Annotated in this window: 12 protein-coding genes; 8 read left to right on the plus strand and 4 right to left on the minus strand. The window is 54.6% G+C overall.

Annotated elements, in window-relative coordinates:
* Nucleotides 1–20: 20 nt before the first annotated feature.
* A complete protein-coding gene (locus NI000_RS11375) occupies nt 21–1,127 on the minus strand; it encodes an amidase domain-containing protein (RefSeq protein ID WP_253410556.1) in 1,107 nt (368 codons plus the stop codon).
* A 260-nt stretch (nt 1,128–1,387) separates the two neighbouring features.
* Between NI000_RS11375 and NI000_RS11380 the strand changes: the two genes are divergently transcribed.
* Complete coding sequence (locus NI000_RS11380; protein ID WP_253410558.1) at nt 1,388–1,615, plus strand: 3-dehydroquinate dehydratase; 228 nt, start codon at nt 1,388–1,390, stop codon at nt 1,613–1,615.
* Between the two features lie 16 nt (nt 1,616–1,631).
* Here NI000_RS11380 and NI000_RS11385 read toward each other — a convergent pair whose 3' ends face one another.
* Nucleotides 1,632–2,438: an AraC family transcriptional regulator gene (locus tag NI000_RS11385; protein ID WP_253410559.1), complete on the minus strand. Its 807-nt coding sequence runs from the start codon at nt 2,436–2,438 to the stop codon at nt 1,632–1,634.
* Between the two features lie 136 nt (nt 2,439–2,574).
* On the opposite strand from NI000_RS11385, the gene NI000_RS11390 reads away from it, so the two are divergent.
* Nucleotides 2,575–3,348 (plus strand): sugar phosphate isomerase/epimerase family protein, encoded by a 774-nt coding sequence (locus tag NI000_RS11390; RefSeq protein WP_253410562.1) that lies wholly within the window; start codon nt 2,575–2,577, stop codon nt 3,346–3,348.
* A 29-nt stretch (nt 3,349–3,377) separates the two neighbouring features.
* A complete protein-coding gene (locus NI000_RS11395; RefSeq protein ID WP_253410564.1) occupies nt 3,378–4,397 on the plus strand; it encodes a Gfo/Idh/MocA family protein in 1,020 nt (339 codons plus the stop codon).
* Nucleotides 4,398–4,459: 62 nt separating this feature from the next.
* Here the strand turns inward: NI000_RS11395 and NI000_RS11400 are convergent, their stop codons facing one another.
* Nucleotides 4,460–4,945: a CcdC family protein gene (locus NI000_RS11400; RefSeq protein ID WP_253410566.1), complete on the minus strand. Its 486-nt coding sequence runs from the start codon at nt 4,943–4,945 to the stop codon at nt 4,460–4,462.
* Nucleotides 4,946–5,199: 254 nt separating this feature from the next.
* On the opposite strand from NI000_RS11400, the gene NI000_RS11405 reads away from it, so the two are divergent.
* From NI000_RS11405 to NI000_RS11425, 5 genes are all read left to right on the plus strand, one after another.
* Nucleotides 5,200–6,258 (plus strand): BMP family lipoprotein, encoded by a 1,059-nt coding sequence (locus tag NI000_RS11405; RefSeq protein ID WP_253410568.1) that lies wholly within the window; start codon nt 5,200–5,202, stop codon nt 6,256–6,258.
* Between the two features lie 90 nt (nt 6,259–6,348).
* A complete protein-coding gene (locus tag NI000_RS11410; RefSeq protein ID WP_253410570.1) occupies nt 6,349–7,887 on the plus strand; it encodes an ABC transporter ATP-binding protein in 1,539 nt (512 codons plus the stop codon).
* A complete protein-coding gene (locus tag NI000_RS11415; protein WP_253410572.1) occupies nt 7,880–8,956 on the plus strand; it encodes an ABC transporter permease in 1,077 nt (358 codons plus the stop codon). Before NI000_RS11410 ends, NI000_RS11415 begins: the two co-directional genes overlap by 8 nt.
* Nucleotides 8,957–9,919 carry an ABC transporter permease gene (locus tag NI000_RS11420; RefSeq protein WP_253410574.1) on the plus strand — a complete coding sequence of 321 codons (963 nt, stop codon included), beginning with the start codon at nt 8,957–8,959 and terminating at the stop codon, nt 9,917–9,919. It begins immediately after the preceding gene.
* A gap of 194 nt (nt 9,920–10,113) precedes the next feature.
* Nucleotides 10,114–12,348, plus strand: a complete 2,235-nt coding sequence (locus NI000_RS11425; RefSeq protein ID WP_253410576.1) for a PAS domain-containing sensor histidine kinase — start codon at nt 10,114–10,116, stop codon at nt 12,346–12,348.
* A gap of 64 nt (nt 12,349–12,412) precedes the next feature.
* On the opposite strand, the gene NI000_RS11430 is transcribed toward NI000_RS11425, so the two are convergent.
* Nucleotides 12,413–13,183, minus strand: coding sequence for a nucleotidyltransferase domain-containing protein (locus tag NI000_RS11430; protein ID WP_253410578.1), 771 nt, complete (start codon nt 13,181–13,183; stop codon nt 12,413–12,415).
* Nucleotides 13,184–13,190: the final 7 nt, after the last annotated feature.

Consider the following 13,190-nt stretch of genomic DNA (forward strand, 5'->3'; position numbering starts at 1 on the left):
GCGGCGGCCGTATGATTTCTCTAATCGGCGATATGAATCAATACATAGTGGGTATAATTTTCCCAGCCAAGATCAAAGGGAACGTGGTAACGGTCCGTCGTGTGGCAGTTGATCAAGGGCAGTCCCCGCTCATCCTTACCCACGACGACGGCAAAATGGTCCACGTCGTTATTGTACATATAAGCAATCAGATCGCCGGGCTGCAGCTTGGACCAGATGTTGGGCGCCGAAGGGCCGCGCACGATTTGGTCGAAGGTGCCGTTGCCAACGACTTTCCCGTAACCGGAATAAAGGAGGAACGACTTTAAAGCGTCGGTGCTTACCCATGCCCGGCTCCCGTTGCCGCCGCTGTATCTCCACGTGTGCGTCATGGGCAGCCCGCCGCCTTCGGCCGGATCGCCGATGACTTGGGAAACGAAGTTCGTACAATCGCCGCCGATACCGGTATAATCGCGGTATTTCGGATTGTAACGGTTATCGTTTCCGGCCCCCCATGCCGACCCGGCGTACTTATTGGCATACGCCACGGCTTTCTCGCGGTTGTATCGCCTCTTTTTCGGGGATTGAGGGACCGTACCGGACTTCAGGCTTTCTGTTTCCGGCTCCGATACGACCGAAGGCTGGTGGAGCCAGGCATCGTCCGAATCGATGTCGAGCGGGTCGAGATACCATTCTTTAAGCACCCGCAGCTGCCCGTTTTCTCTTTTCAAGGTAAGAACGTGCCGTGTTCCGAGCCCGAACTCGGCCGGCGTTTTGCTCCCCGGGGCATACGAATAAGCGACTTTCAGCCTGTGCACGAGCGATACTTTGATCAGCGAATCGGTCGGCCTGATACGAAAGATCTTCAGCGTCCCTTCGGCGGTATGAACGATGATGTCTCTTTTATTGGCCCAAGCCTGAAAATAAGCCTTCCGTTTTTTTTCAAGATACAAGGCTTGTTGGCTGGTTGGCACCTTTTCGAAATAAAAGGTATCTATCGGAACGTTCCGGATTAGAAATTCCGATCGAGCCCGGTATAATTCCGTAAGAAAATTGCGGACTTCCTCGGTTTCCGACGAGGGCTCGGCGCTGGCTTGAAACGGGCTCAACATCAGCGATAAGATAATGATCCATGCGATACGGCGCATGCCGTTCCCTCCATCCCATCACACATTCAATCCCGCATTAGTATGAGAAAAATCGGGGAAAACATACTTCCTTTTACTTGGCCTGCCGATTTCCGGGAAATAACGCTTGCGAAACGAGCGGAGGAAACACCGTGCGAACAGGACTTTAAGAAAGGGTTAAGAAACTTGTTGACAAATTGTAATATTATTTTAAGCTTATTTTAATGATCGTAATTTATCCTATTAGTAACTAGTAAAATATGATGTAGGACGGTGTGAGGATGAAAGTTTTTGTAACCATTCAAAACAAACAGGTCCCCGTTTTCGCCGACAACTTGAATAAAAAAACATTGAAGCTCCTTAAGCTGGCGCTGGATAAAAAGGTAGAAAACGGAAGACAGACGCTGAAAAAATGTCTCCAAACGTTAATCAGCATCGAAGTGATCGGTTGCGAGGCCATTTTGCATTCGTTTAACGAAAAAGATTCGCTTGCTTTGTCTCTCTACTAAATTAGAGAGACTTTTTTTATTCCCGGCGTTCGCCGCTTCGGTAGGCGCCGGGGGAGATGCCGAACTTGTCCTTGAATACCCGGTGAAAATATGAATATCCCCCGAACCCGCAGCTTTCGGCAATTTGTTCGAGCGTCATGGCTGTATATTTCATCCGTTCCAGAGCGGCGGCCAGCCGGATTTCGAGCGCGTATTCGAGCATCGTCTTGCCGTAGCATTCCTTGAATAGATGAACCGCCCGGGATACGCTGAGCCCTGCCTGACGCGCGGCATCCTCTACCTTGAACGTCGAAGTGGCATGCTCCTCCACGAACCGCTTCATCCGAAGCGCCGTAAAGGACCGGCCATAGGAGGGGGCGCTTTCCGTCGCCGCGCGCTCCAGCGACAGGCAAAGGGCCTGCAGCAAGCAGCTGATGAGCTCGCCGGTTTGCTTGTCCGCCGGGCGCTGCTTTTCAATAATCAAGTGCCGCCACAGCGTCAACAGCTGTTCTCCCGGATCGATTCGCGAGAGCGTCGGCTTGTCTCCGCGTTTCCACCATTGATCCATCCAACGGCCTCCGCAGATCAAATAGTAATCCCCGCTCGAAATCGATCTTCCCTTGGATGTCGTTTCGTATTCGTCTACGAATAGCTCGTAGGTTCTTCCGGGATTCAGCAGCAGCAGATCCCCTTGTCCGAGCCGGTGCGTTTTGCCGTCGATCACCGCCTCGCTGGCCCCTTCCGTCTGCAGCCGGAACAAGTAGAGCGGCAGTCCGGTTTTATAATGGGTATGAAACCGCTGCGCATGATACGAATAACCGCATGTGAACACTTCCGCTTCCATCGCCGTCTCTCCGATTCGTAAAAAGTTATAGCAAAATTGTTGATGTTACGATTATATCGTTTATGTTCATTTTAGGCTATTCTCGTGTATGATGAAAGCAAATAAGCAATCTATTCCTAATCAGGGAGTGTTCACGATGAGAAGAATGGGCATCGGGCTTCAGCTTTACACATTGCGGGATGAAACCGCCGCCGATTTCCGCGGCACGTTGAGGAAAGTAGCCGAGCTCGGCTACGAAGGCGTCGAATTTGCCGGATACGGCGGGTTGGCGAAGGAAGAGCTGAGAGATTTGCTTCAGGAGCTTGGACTTAAAGCGATTGGCAGCCATGTCGGCTTGCAGCAGCTGCGGGACGATCTGCAGGGCCAAATCGATTATTTAAAAACGATCGGCGGACAATATTTGATTTGTCCTTATGTGGCCGAGGAAGACCGCCGTACCGAAGAGGATTGGAAATCGCTGTTTGCTTTCCTGCAAGAAGCGGGAACGGAAGTGCGTAAGCAGGGGCTTATTTTCGCCTATCACAACCATGCTTTCGAATTCGAGATGAACGTCGGCAGCTCTTATGTGTTCGATGCGATGTACGAAACGACTTCTCCTGAAGCGGTGCAGGTCGAAATGGACGTCTGCTGGGTGCAGTTCGCCGGACAGGACCCGCTGGCCTATATTCCGAAATACGCCGGCCGGCTGCCGCTGCTGCACTTGAAAGATTTCGGCAAAGACGACAACGGGCAGATGAAAACGCTGGAGCTCGGCTTAGGGGTTGTCGACCTGCCTAAGGTCATCGCCGCCGCGTCCGAAGCAGGAGTGGAATGGCTCGTCGTAGAGCAGGACGTATGCCAGAAGCCTCCGCTGCAAAGCGTGGCGAACAGCTTGCAGTGGGTGAAAACGAACTACTTGCAACATATTTAATATAACAAACCGAAGGAGCATTGAATTCCATGAGCAAATTGAGAGTGGCCGTAATCGGTTGCGGCGCCATTTCCAAACACCGTCATATTCCCGAGTATGCCGCAAATCCTCATGTGGAGCTGGTTGCTTTTTGCGATCCGGTTAAGGAGAGAGCCGAGCATTACGCCGGGCAGTACGGAGCAAAAGCTTACACCGATTATGAAACGCTGCTGCGCGAGGTAAAACCCGATGCGGTGAGCGTGTGCACCCCGAATGCCCTGCATGCTCCGGTATCGATTGCAGCAGCGAAGGCCGGCGCTCATGTGCTGGTCGAAAAGCCGATGGCTGCGACGGAAGAAGAGGCGCTGGCGATGATCGAAGCGGCGAAGGAGAACGGCGTTTATTTGATGGTCGGCCACAACCAGCGGCTGATGCCTCACCATATGAAGGCCAAACAGATTTTGAGCGCGGGAGCTCTCGGCAAAGTGCTGACGTTCCGTACTTCATTTGGACACCCGGGACCGGAAAGCTGGAGCGTCGACGGCCGGGACAGCTGGTTTTTCCGCAAGGATGAAGCGATTATGGGCGCCATGGGCGATCTGGGCGTGCATAAATCCGACCTGATCCGTTGGCTGCTCGATGACGAAGTGGCGGATGTCGCCGGTTTTATCGGCACGCTCGACAAAGCGGGAACGGATGTTGACGATAACGCGGCTTGCGTGCTCCGTATGAAGAGCGGAATCATCGGTACGCTTGTCGCAAGCTGGACCTATTACCAAGGCGGGGACAACAGCACGGTGCTCTGGTGCGAGAACGGCATCATGAAAATCGATACGCACCCGGACGATCAAATTATCGTGGAGCTCCGCAACGGCTCGATCGAGCGGCATAAGGTGGGCGCCATCGCCACCAACGAGAAGCAGACGGCCAGCGGCGTGATCGACGCGTTCGTGGAATCGATCGTGACGAAAACCCCGCCGAGCATTTCCGGGGAAGAAGGCATGCGTTCGCTGAAGGTGATTTTGGCGGCGTTCGAATCGCAGGCTACAGGTCAAGTCGTCAGGCTGTAATAACGAAACAAGGCAGTTCTTCGCATTCGAAGGACTGCCTTTTCACATGGACCGTTGCCCCGTTAAGCGGCTGCTCGCCGCAGCTTGCGGTACTGAAGAAGCATGGCGGCCCGCCATGGAACGATCATTCCGAAAGCCAGCAGGAAGAAAAGCGCTCCCGTCTGCGGAATCGATATATATTGCTCGATGTAGCTGTGCAGCGCCAGGCGCAAGATGAGGAGCCCGAGCAGCACGAACATAAACGATTTGGACTGGTTAACGTACACATCGCCGCCGCGAAGCTCTAGTTTGGAGCTGAGGATCAGCGGGTAAGAGAACAATAACAGCCCCGCAGCCAAAGCGATCAGCGCCCACAGCATAGGGACCCGGAAGGCCGGTACGGCAAACATGAGAAAGCCGGTGCTCATGCCGATTGGCGGCATAACGATTTTCACCGGGGAAACCGGCTTGCGGCTGGCCCGCGCCCGAACAAATATCGCAAGCAGCGCCATCGCCGCCATGCCGATCCCCGATACCGCCTGCAGATGAAGCGCGCCGAAATGGATCATGAACGTATCCCTCCTGTACTTTGTTGCTATTTTTCATTATATCATTGCAGGCCTGCGGTGATCTACAAAAGCAAAATAACCTTTCCTAATAAGGAAATATGACACAAGGCGCAGATTTGTAACAAAATCTGCGTTTTTTTTGAAATTTTGTTCAGAAACATATGGACGATGGTTAAATAAAACCTTTATAATGGAGATTGCTACAGCACTTATTTTAACGCTTACATACAGATACATGGAAGGGGAAAACAAAAATGAAAACATGGTTCAAATCGACGGCAGGCCTCATGCTCGCGGCTACGCTCGTCCTGAGCGGATGCGGAACGAAGCCGGCGCCGCAAGATGCGGCTGGCAGCGGTTCAAAGCCAGCGGAGACTTCAGCGGGAGCCAGCAAAAAAGGGGAAAAATTTAACATCGGCATGGTTACCGACATCGGCGGCGTAAACGACAAGTCGTTTAACCAAAGCGCGTGGGAAGGCCTGAACGAGGTTAAGAAAGAAACCGGTGCCAATGTGAAATACCTGCAAAGCAAAAGCGACGCGGACTTTATTCCTAACCTCAATCAATACGTGAAAGATAACTACAATTTGACCTGGGGGATCGGGTTCCTGATGGGCGACGCCATCAAGACGGTTGCTTCGCAAAACCCGAAATCGAACTTTGCGATTATCGATAACGTTGTGGAAGGGCCGAACGTCGAATCCGTAACGTTCGCGGAGCAGGAAGGTTCTTACCTTACCGGCGTCGTTGCCGGTCTGATGACCAAGACGAACAAAGTCGGCTTCGTCGGCGGCCTCGAAATTCCGGTCGTCAAGCGTTTCGAAGTGGGCTTTAAGGCAGGGGTTGCGGCGGTAAATCCGAACGCGAAAGTAAACATTATCTATGCGGCTGCCTTCGACAAGCCGGACCTGGGCAAAGCTGCTGCGGCAACGATGTTTAACGACGGCGCGGACATCATTTTCCATGCGGCGGGTGCAACCGGCAACGGCGTGTTCAACGAAGCGAAGGACCGTGTCAAATCAGGCAAAAAAGTATGGGTCATCGGCGTGGACAAGGACCAGTCGCTTGAATTCGGCGACGATGTGACGCTGACCTCGATGGTGAAGCGTGTCGACCAAGCGGTGAAACGCGTGACCATGGACGTGATCGACGGCAAATTCCAAGGCGGCAAAAACGTTGTTCTCGGTCTCAAAGACAACGGCGTAGGCTTGCCGGAAACCTCCAAGAAGAACGTACCGGCCGACGTGCTGAAGAAAGTGGATGAATATAAAGAAAAGATCGTTAAAGGCGAAATCAAAGTACCGGAAAAATAAATTCCAATTCGACAAGGCTGGTGACCCACCGGCCTTGTCGTTTGATTTGCACCTTGAACTTACTTGTACATTTTGCGGGGAGGGAAGCTCATGAGTTCACCCGACATGATGGTCGAGCTGCGAGGGATTACGAAGCGTTTTCCCGGCATTACGGCCAACGACTCCATCAGCTTGAAGCTGCGCAAGGGAGAGATCCATGCGCTGCTGGGCGAGAACGGAGCAGGTAAATCGACGCTGATGAACATTTTGTTCGGTCTGTACCAGCCGGATGAAGGCGAGATCTGGGTTAAAGGCAGCAAAACCCCCATCGACAGCCCGACGAAGGCGATCGAGCTGGGGATCGGCATGGTGCATCAGCACTTCAAGCTCGTACAGCCGTTCACCGTGACGGAAAACATTATTCTCGGCAGCGAGCCCCGAAAGGGTTCTTCCATCAACTATAAGGAAGCGAACGAGAAGGTTAAAAACATCTCGGAGCAGTACGGCCTGATGGTCGATCCGAAAGCAAAAATAGAAGATATTTCCGTCGGTATGCAGCAGCGCGTCGAGATTTTGAAAACGCTGTATCGCGGAGCGGACATCCTGATTTTCGACGAACCGACCGCCGTACTCACGCCACAAGAAATTCAAGAGCTGATGGATATTTTGCGCCGGCTCGCCGCCGAAGGGAAATCCATCATTCTGATCACGCATAAGCTGAAGGAAATTATGGCGATTGCCGACACCTGCACGATTATCCGGCGCGGCAAGGTTATCGATTCGGTGAATGTCGCCGAAACGAATCCGCAGCAGCTAGCCGAGAAGATGGTCGGGCGCAGCGTCACGTTCAAGGTCAATAAGACCAAGGCTTCGCCGGGAGCTCCGGTGCTGCAGATCCGCGGCCTGACGGTCAAGGATAACCGGAACCTTCCCGCCTTGAACAGCCTTTCGCTCGAGGTGCGGGCCGGAGAGATTCTCGGACTCGCGGGTGTGGATGGCAACGGGCAAAGCGAGCTGATCGAGGCGCTGACGGGGCTGCGATCCGTGGAAGGCGGAGAGATCGTGCTGAAGGACAAGCCGCTGACCAACCGGTCCCCACGGTTCATTTCCGAGTCAGGCGTATCGCATATTCCGGAGGATCGGCACAAACACGGACTCGTGCTGGATTTCTCGATGAGCGAGAATATGGTGTTGGAGACGTATTATCAGCCGAAGTATAACCGCGGCGGCTTCTTGAACAGCGAAGCGATCGAGACGCAGGCGCAGCGGTTGATCAGCGAGTTCGACGTGCGTACGCCAAGCATTCATACGAAGGCGCGCGCGCTGTCGGGCGGGAACCAGCAGAAGGCGATCATCGCCCGCGAGCTGGACAAAGATCCCGAGCTGTTGATCGCGGCGCAGCCGACCCGGGGACTGGACGTCGGCGCCATCGAATTCGTGCACCGTAAGCTGATCGAAGCCAGAGACCATGGGAAAGCTGTGCTGCTGATCTCGTTCGAGCTTGATGAGATTCGGAACGTATCCGACCGGATTGCGGTCATTCACAGCGGCCAAATTGTCGGCGAGGTGGATCCCGAAACGACGAATGAAGAAGAGCTGGGGCTGCTGATGGCCGGCGGACATGGACAAGGAGGGACCGACCATGGATAAATTGATTAAAATCGTAACCAAAGATTCGGCGTTGGTCCCGCTTGTCGCGATCTTGATGGGACTGCTCTTCGGAGCGCTGGTGATGCTGGCCGGCGGCTACAATCCGCTGACCGCCTATGGCGCGCTGGTGGGCAAAGTATTCGGGGACCCTTACGATTTCGGGGAGACGGTCCGTGAGATTACTCCGCTTATTTTGACGGGACTGTCCGTCGCCTTTGCATTCCGGACCGGACTGTTCAATATCGGTGGGGAAGGACAGTTCATGATGGGGATGACCACGGCCTCCGTCATTGGGATCAAGCTGCAGATGCCGTGGTTTATCCACGCGCCGCTCGCCGTTGTAGCCGGTGCGCTGGTCGGCGGGCTGTGGGGCGCGATCGCCGGTTATTTGAAGGCGAAGCGCGGCGTGAACGAAGTTATCACCACGATTATGCTGAACTGGATTGCGTTGTTTTTGTCCAACTATGTGGTCAATCAATTTCTGCTGCAGCCGGGACAGCAGCGTTCATACCCGACGCAGGATTCCGCCTCGCTCTCGTTCGGCTGGCTGTCCGAATTGATGGGTAACGCCCGGATGCATTGGGGGACGGTGATTGCCTTGGCGGCAGCAACGGTATTCTACGTGCTGCTGTGGAAGACGAAGCAAGGCTATGAGCTGCGCGCCGTCGGACATAATCCGCACGCCGCCCGCTACGCGGGAATGAACGTGAACCGCAATATCGTCAAATCGATGTTTATCAGCGGCATTTTCGCAGGACTCGCCGGCGTCGTCGATGTGCTGGGCGTGTTCCATTATCAAACCGTGGTGGCCGCTTCGCCGGGCTACGGCTTCGACGGGGTCGCGGTAGCGCTGCTGGGCGGCAATACTCCGCTTGGCGTCGTGCTGGCCGCCGTGTTGTTCGGCTCGCTCACGTACGGGTCCGCCGGGATGAGCTTCGCCGCAGACGTTCCGCCGGAAATCATCCGCGTCGTCATCGGCTCGGTTATCTTCTTTGTAGCGACTCACGGTATCGTGCGCTGGGTTCTGCTCCCGATATACGCCAAACGGAAAAAAGAGGAGGCGGCTTAGATGGAGGCATTGAATATTTTCGGCGAGCTGATCAACACCACGCTGGTGTTTTCCACTGCGCTGATCTTTGCCGCCTTGGGCGGTATTTTCTCCGAGCGGTCGGGCATCGTCAATATCGGCTTGGAAGGGCTGATGGTATCCGGCGCGTTCGCCGCCGCCATCGCCACGCATTTCGCCGAGAAGTCGGGGATGGATGGAGCGGCGCCGTGGATCGGCCTGGTCGCCGCCCTTATTTTCGGGATTGCCTTCTCCTTGATTCATGCCGTGGCGACGGTTACGTTTAATGCGAACCAAGTCGTCAGCGGCGTCGTCATCAATTTTTTGGCGGCCGGGCTTACGGTATATCTGGTCAAAATCCTTTTTGAAGGGTCGGGGCAAACGGAGACGCTGAATGCGGTATTCACCAAAGTGGCGATTCCGGGACTGTCTTCCATCCCGCTGATTGGCGAGGCTTTCTTTAAAGCTTATCCTACGACGTATCTGGCCCTCATTCTGGTGGCCGTTACGTATTACGTCATCTATAAAACGCCGTTCGGCTTGCGTTTGCGATCGGTCGGGGAGCATCCGAGCGCAGCCGACACGATGGGCGTCCGTGTCTCCCGTTACCGGTATATCGGCGTCATGATCAGCGGTGCGCTCGCAGGTCTTGGCGGGGCGACGATTACGCTGACGACGACGAGCAGCTTCTCGCACAATACGATTTCCGGTCAAGGCTTTATTGCCCTTGCGGCGATGATCTTCGGCAAATGGCATCCAGTCGGCGTGTTGGGCGCCGCGCTCTTCTTCGGTTTTGCTCAAGCGCTCCGCAATTTCGTGCAGCTGTTCGATTTTGCCAAGAGCATTCCGATGGAATTTCTCTTCATGCTGCCATACGTGCTGACGATTCTGGTGCTTGCCGGCGCTGTAGGCCGGGCAGTGCCGCCCGCTTCGCTTGGCGAGCCTTACGAAACCGGCAAACGATAATCCTTTTGCGAACAAGGACGCAGCGTTCCGAAACGGAGCGTTTGCGCTCTTGTTCTTTTTTTGTGAAAACGGGAGGAGAAACTACTTTTCCATAGAATGTTAACTAATAGGACATGGCAGCCCGCAATGGTCGGATGCCTCTCGATGATCGATCATTTCTGATAGCTGCTGTAGGCTCGAAACAGGAGGCACGCATGAACTTTGACGTGGACTTGGACCTCACTTCACATGCTCTTTTTTACCGAACCTTTCAATATAGTCCAAATGCGATAGCTCTCGTTTCTGCCGGCGGCCGCTTTCTTGCGGCCAATCCGGCGTTGTGCCGGCTCTTGGATGAGACGGAGCCGAATTTGAAAGAGCGGGAGGTAGCTCAGCTTTGCCATCCGGACGATGGCGCCGTTTGGGCCGAGTTTTGGCAGGAATTGACGCACGATGTCCGGGATGAAAGTCCTCGCGAACGATCTCTTCGCTTCCTTCATCGGGAAGGGGACGCCGTACCTGTTTTGATCAGCGTGACACGCTATTTACACGAACAGAATGAAGCGCTTACTTGCTATATTGCACATATCGCGGCTTGCGATCCTGGTCGCTCGCAGCTGTACGAACGGCGCTACCGTTCGTTGTTTGACTATCATCCCGATCCGATGTTTGTGTTGGATTTGGACGGTTATTACATGGATGTGAATCCAGCGTTCGAGAAGCTTGCGGGCTATACGCGGGAGGAAATCGCACGGATGCGGCTTCATTGCCGCGCGATGATCGAGGCCTCAGAGCACGGCAAGGTTCGCGACTGCTTGGCGTTGGTGGCTCAAGGGGCACCTCAACGTTTTGACATGGTCGGGATCGATCGGTGGGGGCGGTACCTGAACCTTGATGTGACCGTCATTCCTTTTGTCGAGAACGGCCGGATTACAGCGCTGCAGGGCACCGGTAAAAACGTTACCGATCAAAAAAAGCTTTGGGAGCATTTGTGCGAAAGCCAAAGGCAGTACGAGCTGATATCGTCCCACAGTCAAGACATCATTACGCTTTGTGCGCCGAACGGCAGCATCCAGTATATTTCTCCAGCCGTATATACGCAGCTCGGGTATGATCCGCAGGAATTGATCGGCGTTTCGGGACGAACGCTGGTTCATCCCGAGGACTTTAAGTATGCCTTCGAATCCGTCGCCTCGGCCCGTTCGGACGAGAGCCGGCATATGCTCCGAAAGCGGCATAAACAGGGGTATTACATTTGGTACGAGAGCTCCATTAAATTTATTCGGGACCAGCATGGCGAGGTTTGCAACATTGTTGCCGTGGCGCGGGATATATCGGAACGAATGCAAGCGCAGGAAAAACTGTTCCATAGCGAAGAAAAATACAGATCGCTGGTGGAGGAGCTGCCCGTAGCGGTATTTATCGAGCAAGCAGGCCGGTGGGTTTACGCGAACGATACGGCGGTAAAACTGCTTGAGGCATCCGCTCCGGAGGAACTGCTCGGCCGATCGGTTTACGATTTTCTGCACCCCGACTTTCACGCGATCGTGCGCAATCGGATTCGCATGATGGAGGGCGGCCAATCTCTGGCTCCCATGAAGCAGAAGCTCATGACGGTCGGCGGTCGGCCGATCGATGTGGAGGTGTTCTCGTTTCCGACCTGGTTCGAAGGGCGGTTCGCGGCCCGGGTGATGGTCAGGGATATTACCGATGCCGAGAAAGCGCGGGAGCTGCTGGAACACTCCGAAAAGCTGTCGCTTGTAGGCCAACTGGCCGCAGGTATCGCACACGAGATCCGCAATCCGTTGACGGCGATCAAAGGCTTCATTCAACTGCTCAAATCGAACGCTTCGGACAAGCCGTATTATTTCGAAATCATCTCCTCCGAAATCAACCGGATCGAGGAAATTATCGGTGAGATGCTGGTGCTGTCCAAACCGAAAGAGGCGCAAATTCGTCCGCAGGACATCCGCCCTCTGATCGGCCATGTCGCTACGCTGATCGACGCGCAGGCGATCATGAACAATATCGAGATCGTTACCGAATATGAGGACGACTTGCCTCTGCTGGAGTGCGACGAGAACCAGCTCAAGCAAGTGTTTATCAATCTATTGAAAAATGCGGTCGAAGCGATGCCCCATGGGGGGAAGCTGACCCTGCAGGTGGCTGCGGAAGCCGGGGGAAGGCAGATCGCCGTACGGGTCATCGATCAGGGCTGCGGCATTCCGGCGGAGAAGCTGGCGAGCATCGGCCAGCCTTTCTACACGACCAAGGAGCAGGGAACCGGGCTTGGCATGATGGTCAGCATGAAAATTATTGAAAATCATGACGGTACGATGTCGATAGCCAGTGAAGAGGGGCAGGGAACGACGATCGAAATCCGCTTACCGGTCAAGGCTCGTCCCAAGGAGAGCCCCGTTTATGACCATACACCAAGAGCCGGACATTAATAAGAGGAACGCAAACAAAGTGCTTCCGTGCCGCAGGTTATGCGAACGGAGCACTTTGTTTGCGTTATGGTCCGGTTTCTTCTTCGCCCGGATCATCGCCTTCGGCGTATCCTTCAACAAGAAAGCCTCCAAACGGCTCCAGCAGCTTTTGCACGAAAGCGGAAAGGGGCTCGGTACGATCCAGCCGGTAATAAGCTTCAAGCGCTTCGTACAGCTCTTCCGCCAGGGACGGGTCCGACTGCTTGAGGCTGCGCTGCAGCCACTTCCCGTCTCCGATCCAGAAGCCGCCGGTCCGCAGTGCGAATTCGGCGAGCATCCCGGCGAGCTTGGCCGTTATGAACAAGCCTTCGGCTCGCGAGGTGCTGCACTCCAGGTCTGTCAGCGTCTCGCCGATTTCATACCGTGCCCGGTCGCTCTCTTGGATGGACCAGGCCGGAGGACCGGCATCGAAATCGCGTCTGGCTTCCTCGATGATGGCCGAGACGTGCTCGTGACCGTGGAGCACGATGCCTTCCGAGCACATCCGCAGCAGAGAGGGAATGGCCGATTCCACGGCCTGATCGAAAAAGTAGCGGTACGTATCTTTATTCAATACGAACGCTTCGATGATCCAGCCGAATGCCCGATACGTTTTTCGAAAGGGTCCGGCTTGCGATTCGTCGAATAGAACGAGGTCCAAGTCCGACCCTGGCGTCGCGCCTCCTTGGACGACACTTCCGGCCAGAATGGCCGCTTCGCTTTGCGGAAACCGCATATGGACAAACCGCTGTGCGGCTTCAAGGCCTGACAGGCTCATAGTAGGCACCACGCTCGACTTGATAAGATAGTTCAACATATGCTCA

Origin of the sequence: Paenibacillus tyrphae, assembly GCF_024158745.1 — a bacterium.
Taxonomy (GTDB): domain Bacteria; phylum Bacillota; class Bacilli; order Paenibacillales; family NBRC-103111; genus Paenibacillus_G; species Paenibacillus_G tyrfis_A.

What these genes read in the sequence shown, in the direction of transcription:
- NI000_RS11400 (WP_253410566.1), bottom strand. Translation starts at nt 4,945, where the DNA reads ATGATCCATTTCGGCGCGCTTCATCTGCAGGCGGTATCGGGGATCGGC.
- NI000_RS11410 (WP_253410570.1), top strand. Translation starts at nt 6,349, where the DNA reads ATGAGTTCACCCGACATGATGGTCGAGCTGCGAGGGATTACGAAGCGT.
- NI000_RS11420 (WP_253410574.1), top strand. Translation starts at nt 8,957, where the DNA reads ATGGAGGCATTGAATATTTTCGGCGAGCTGATCAACACCACGCTGGTG.
- NI000_RS11385 (WP_253410559.1), bottom strand. Translation starts at nt 2,438, where the DNA reads ATGGAAGCGGAAGTGTTCACATGCGGTTATTCGTATCATGCGCAGCGG.
- NI000_RS11425 (WP_253410576.1), top strand. Translation starts at nt 10,114, where the DNA reads ATGAACTTTGACGTGGACTTGGACCTCACTTCACATGCTCTTTTTTAC.
- NI000_RS11380 (WP_253410558.1), top strand. Translation starts at nt 1,388, where the DNA reads ATGAAAGTTTTTGTAACCATTCAAAACAAACAGGTCCCCGTTTTCGCC.
- NI000_RS11375 (WP_253410556.1), bottom strand. Translation starts at nt 1,127, where the DNA reads ATGCGCCGTATCGCATGGATCATTATCTTATCGCTGATGTTGAGCCCG.
- NI000_RS11405 (WP_253410568.1), top strand. Translation starts at nt 5,200, where the DNA reads ATGAAAACATGGTTCAAATCGACGGCAGGCCTCATGCTCGCGGCTACG.
- NI000_RS11430 (WP_253410578.1), bottom strand. Translation starts at nt 13,183, where the DNA reads ATGTTGAACTATCTTATCAAGTCGAGCGTGGTGCCTACTATGAGCCTG.
- NI000_RS11390 (WP_253410562.1), top strand. Translation starts at nt 2,575, where the DNA reads ATGAGAAGAATGGGCATCGGGCTTCAGCTTTACACATTGCGGGATGAA.
- NI000_RS11415 (WP_253410572.1), top strand. Translation starts at nt 7,880, where the DNA reads ATGGATAAATTGATTAAAATCGTAACCAAAGATTCGGCGTTGGTCCCG.
- NI000_RS11395 (WP_253410564.1), top strand. Translation starts at nt 3,378, where the DNA reads ATGAGCAAATTGAGAGTGGCCGTAATCGGTTGCGGCGCCATTTCCAAA.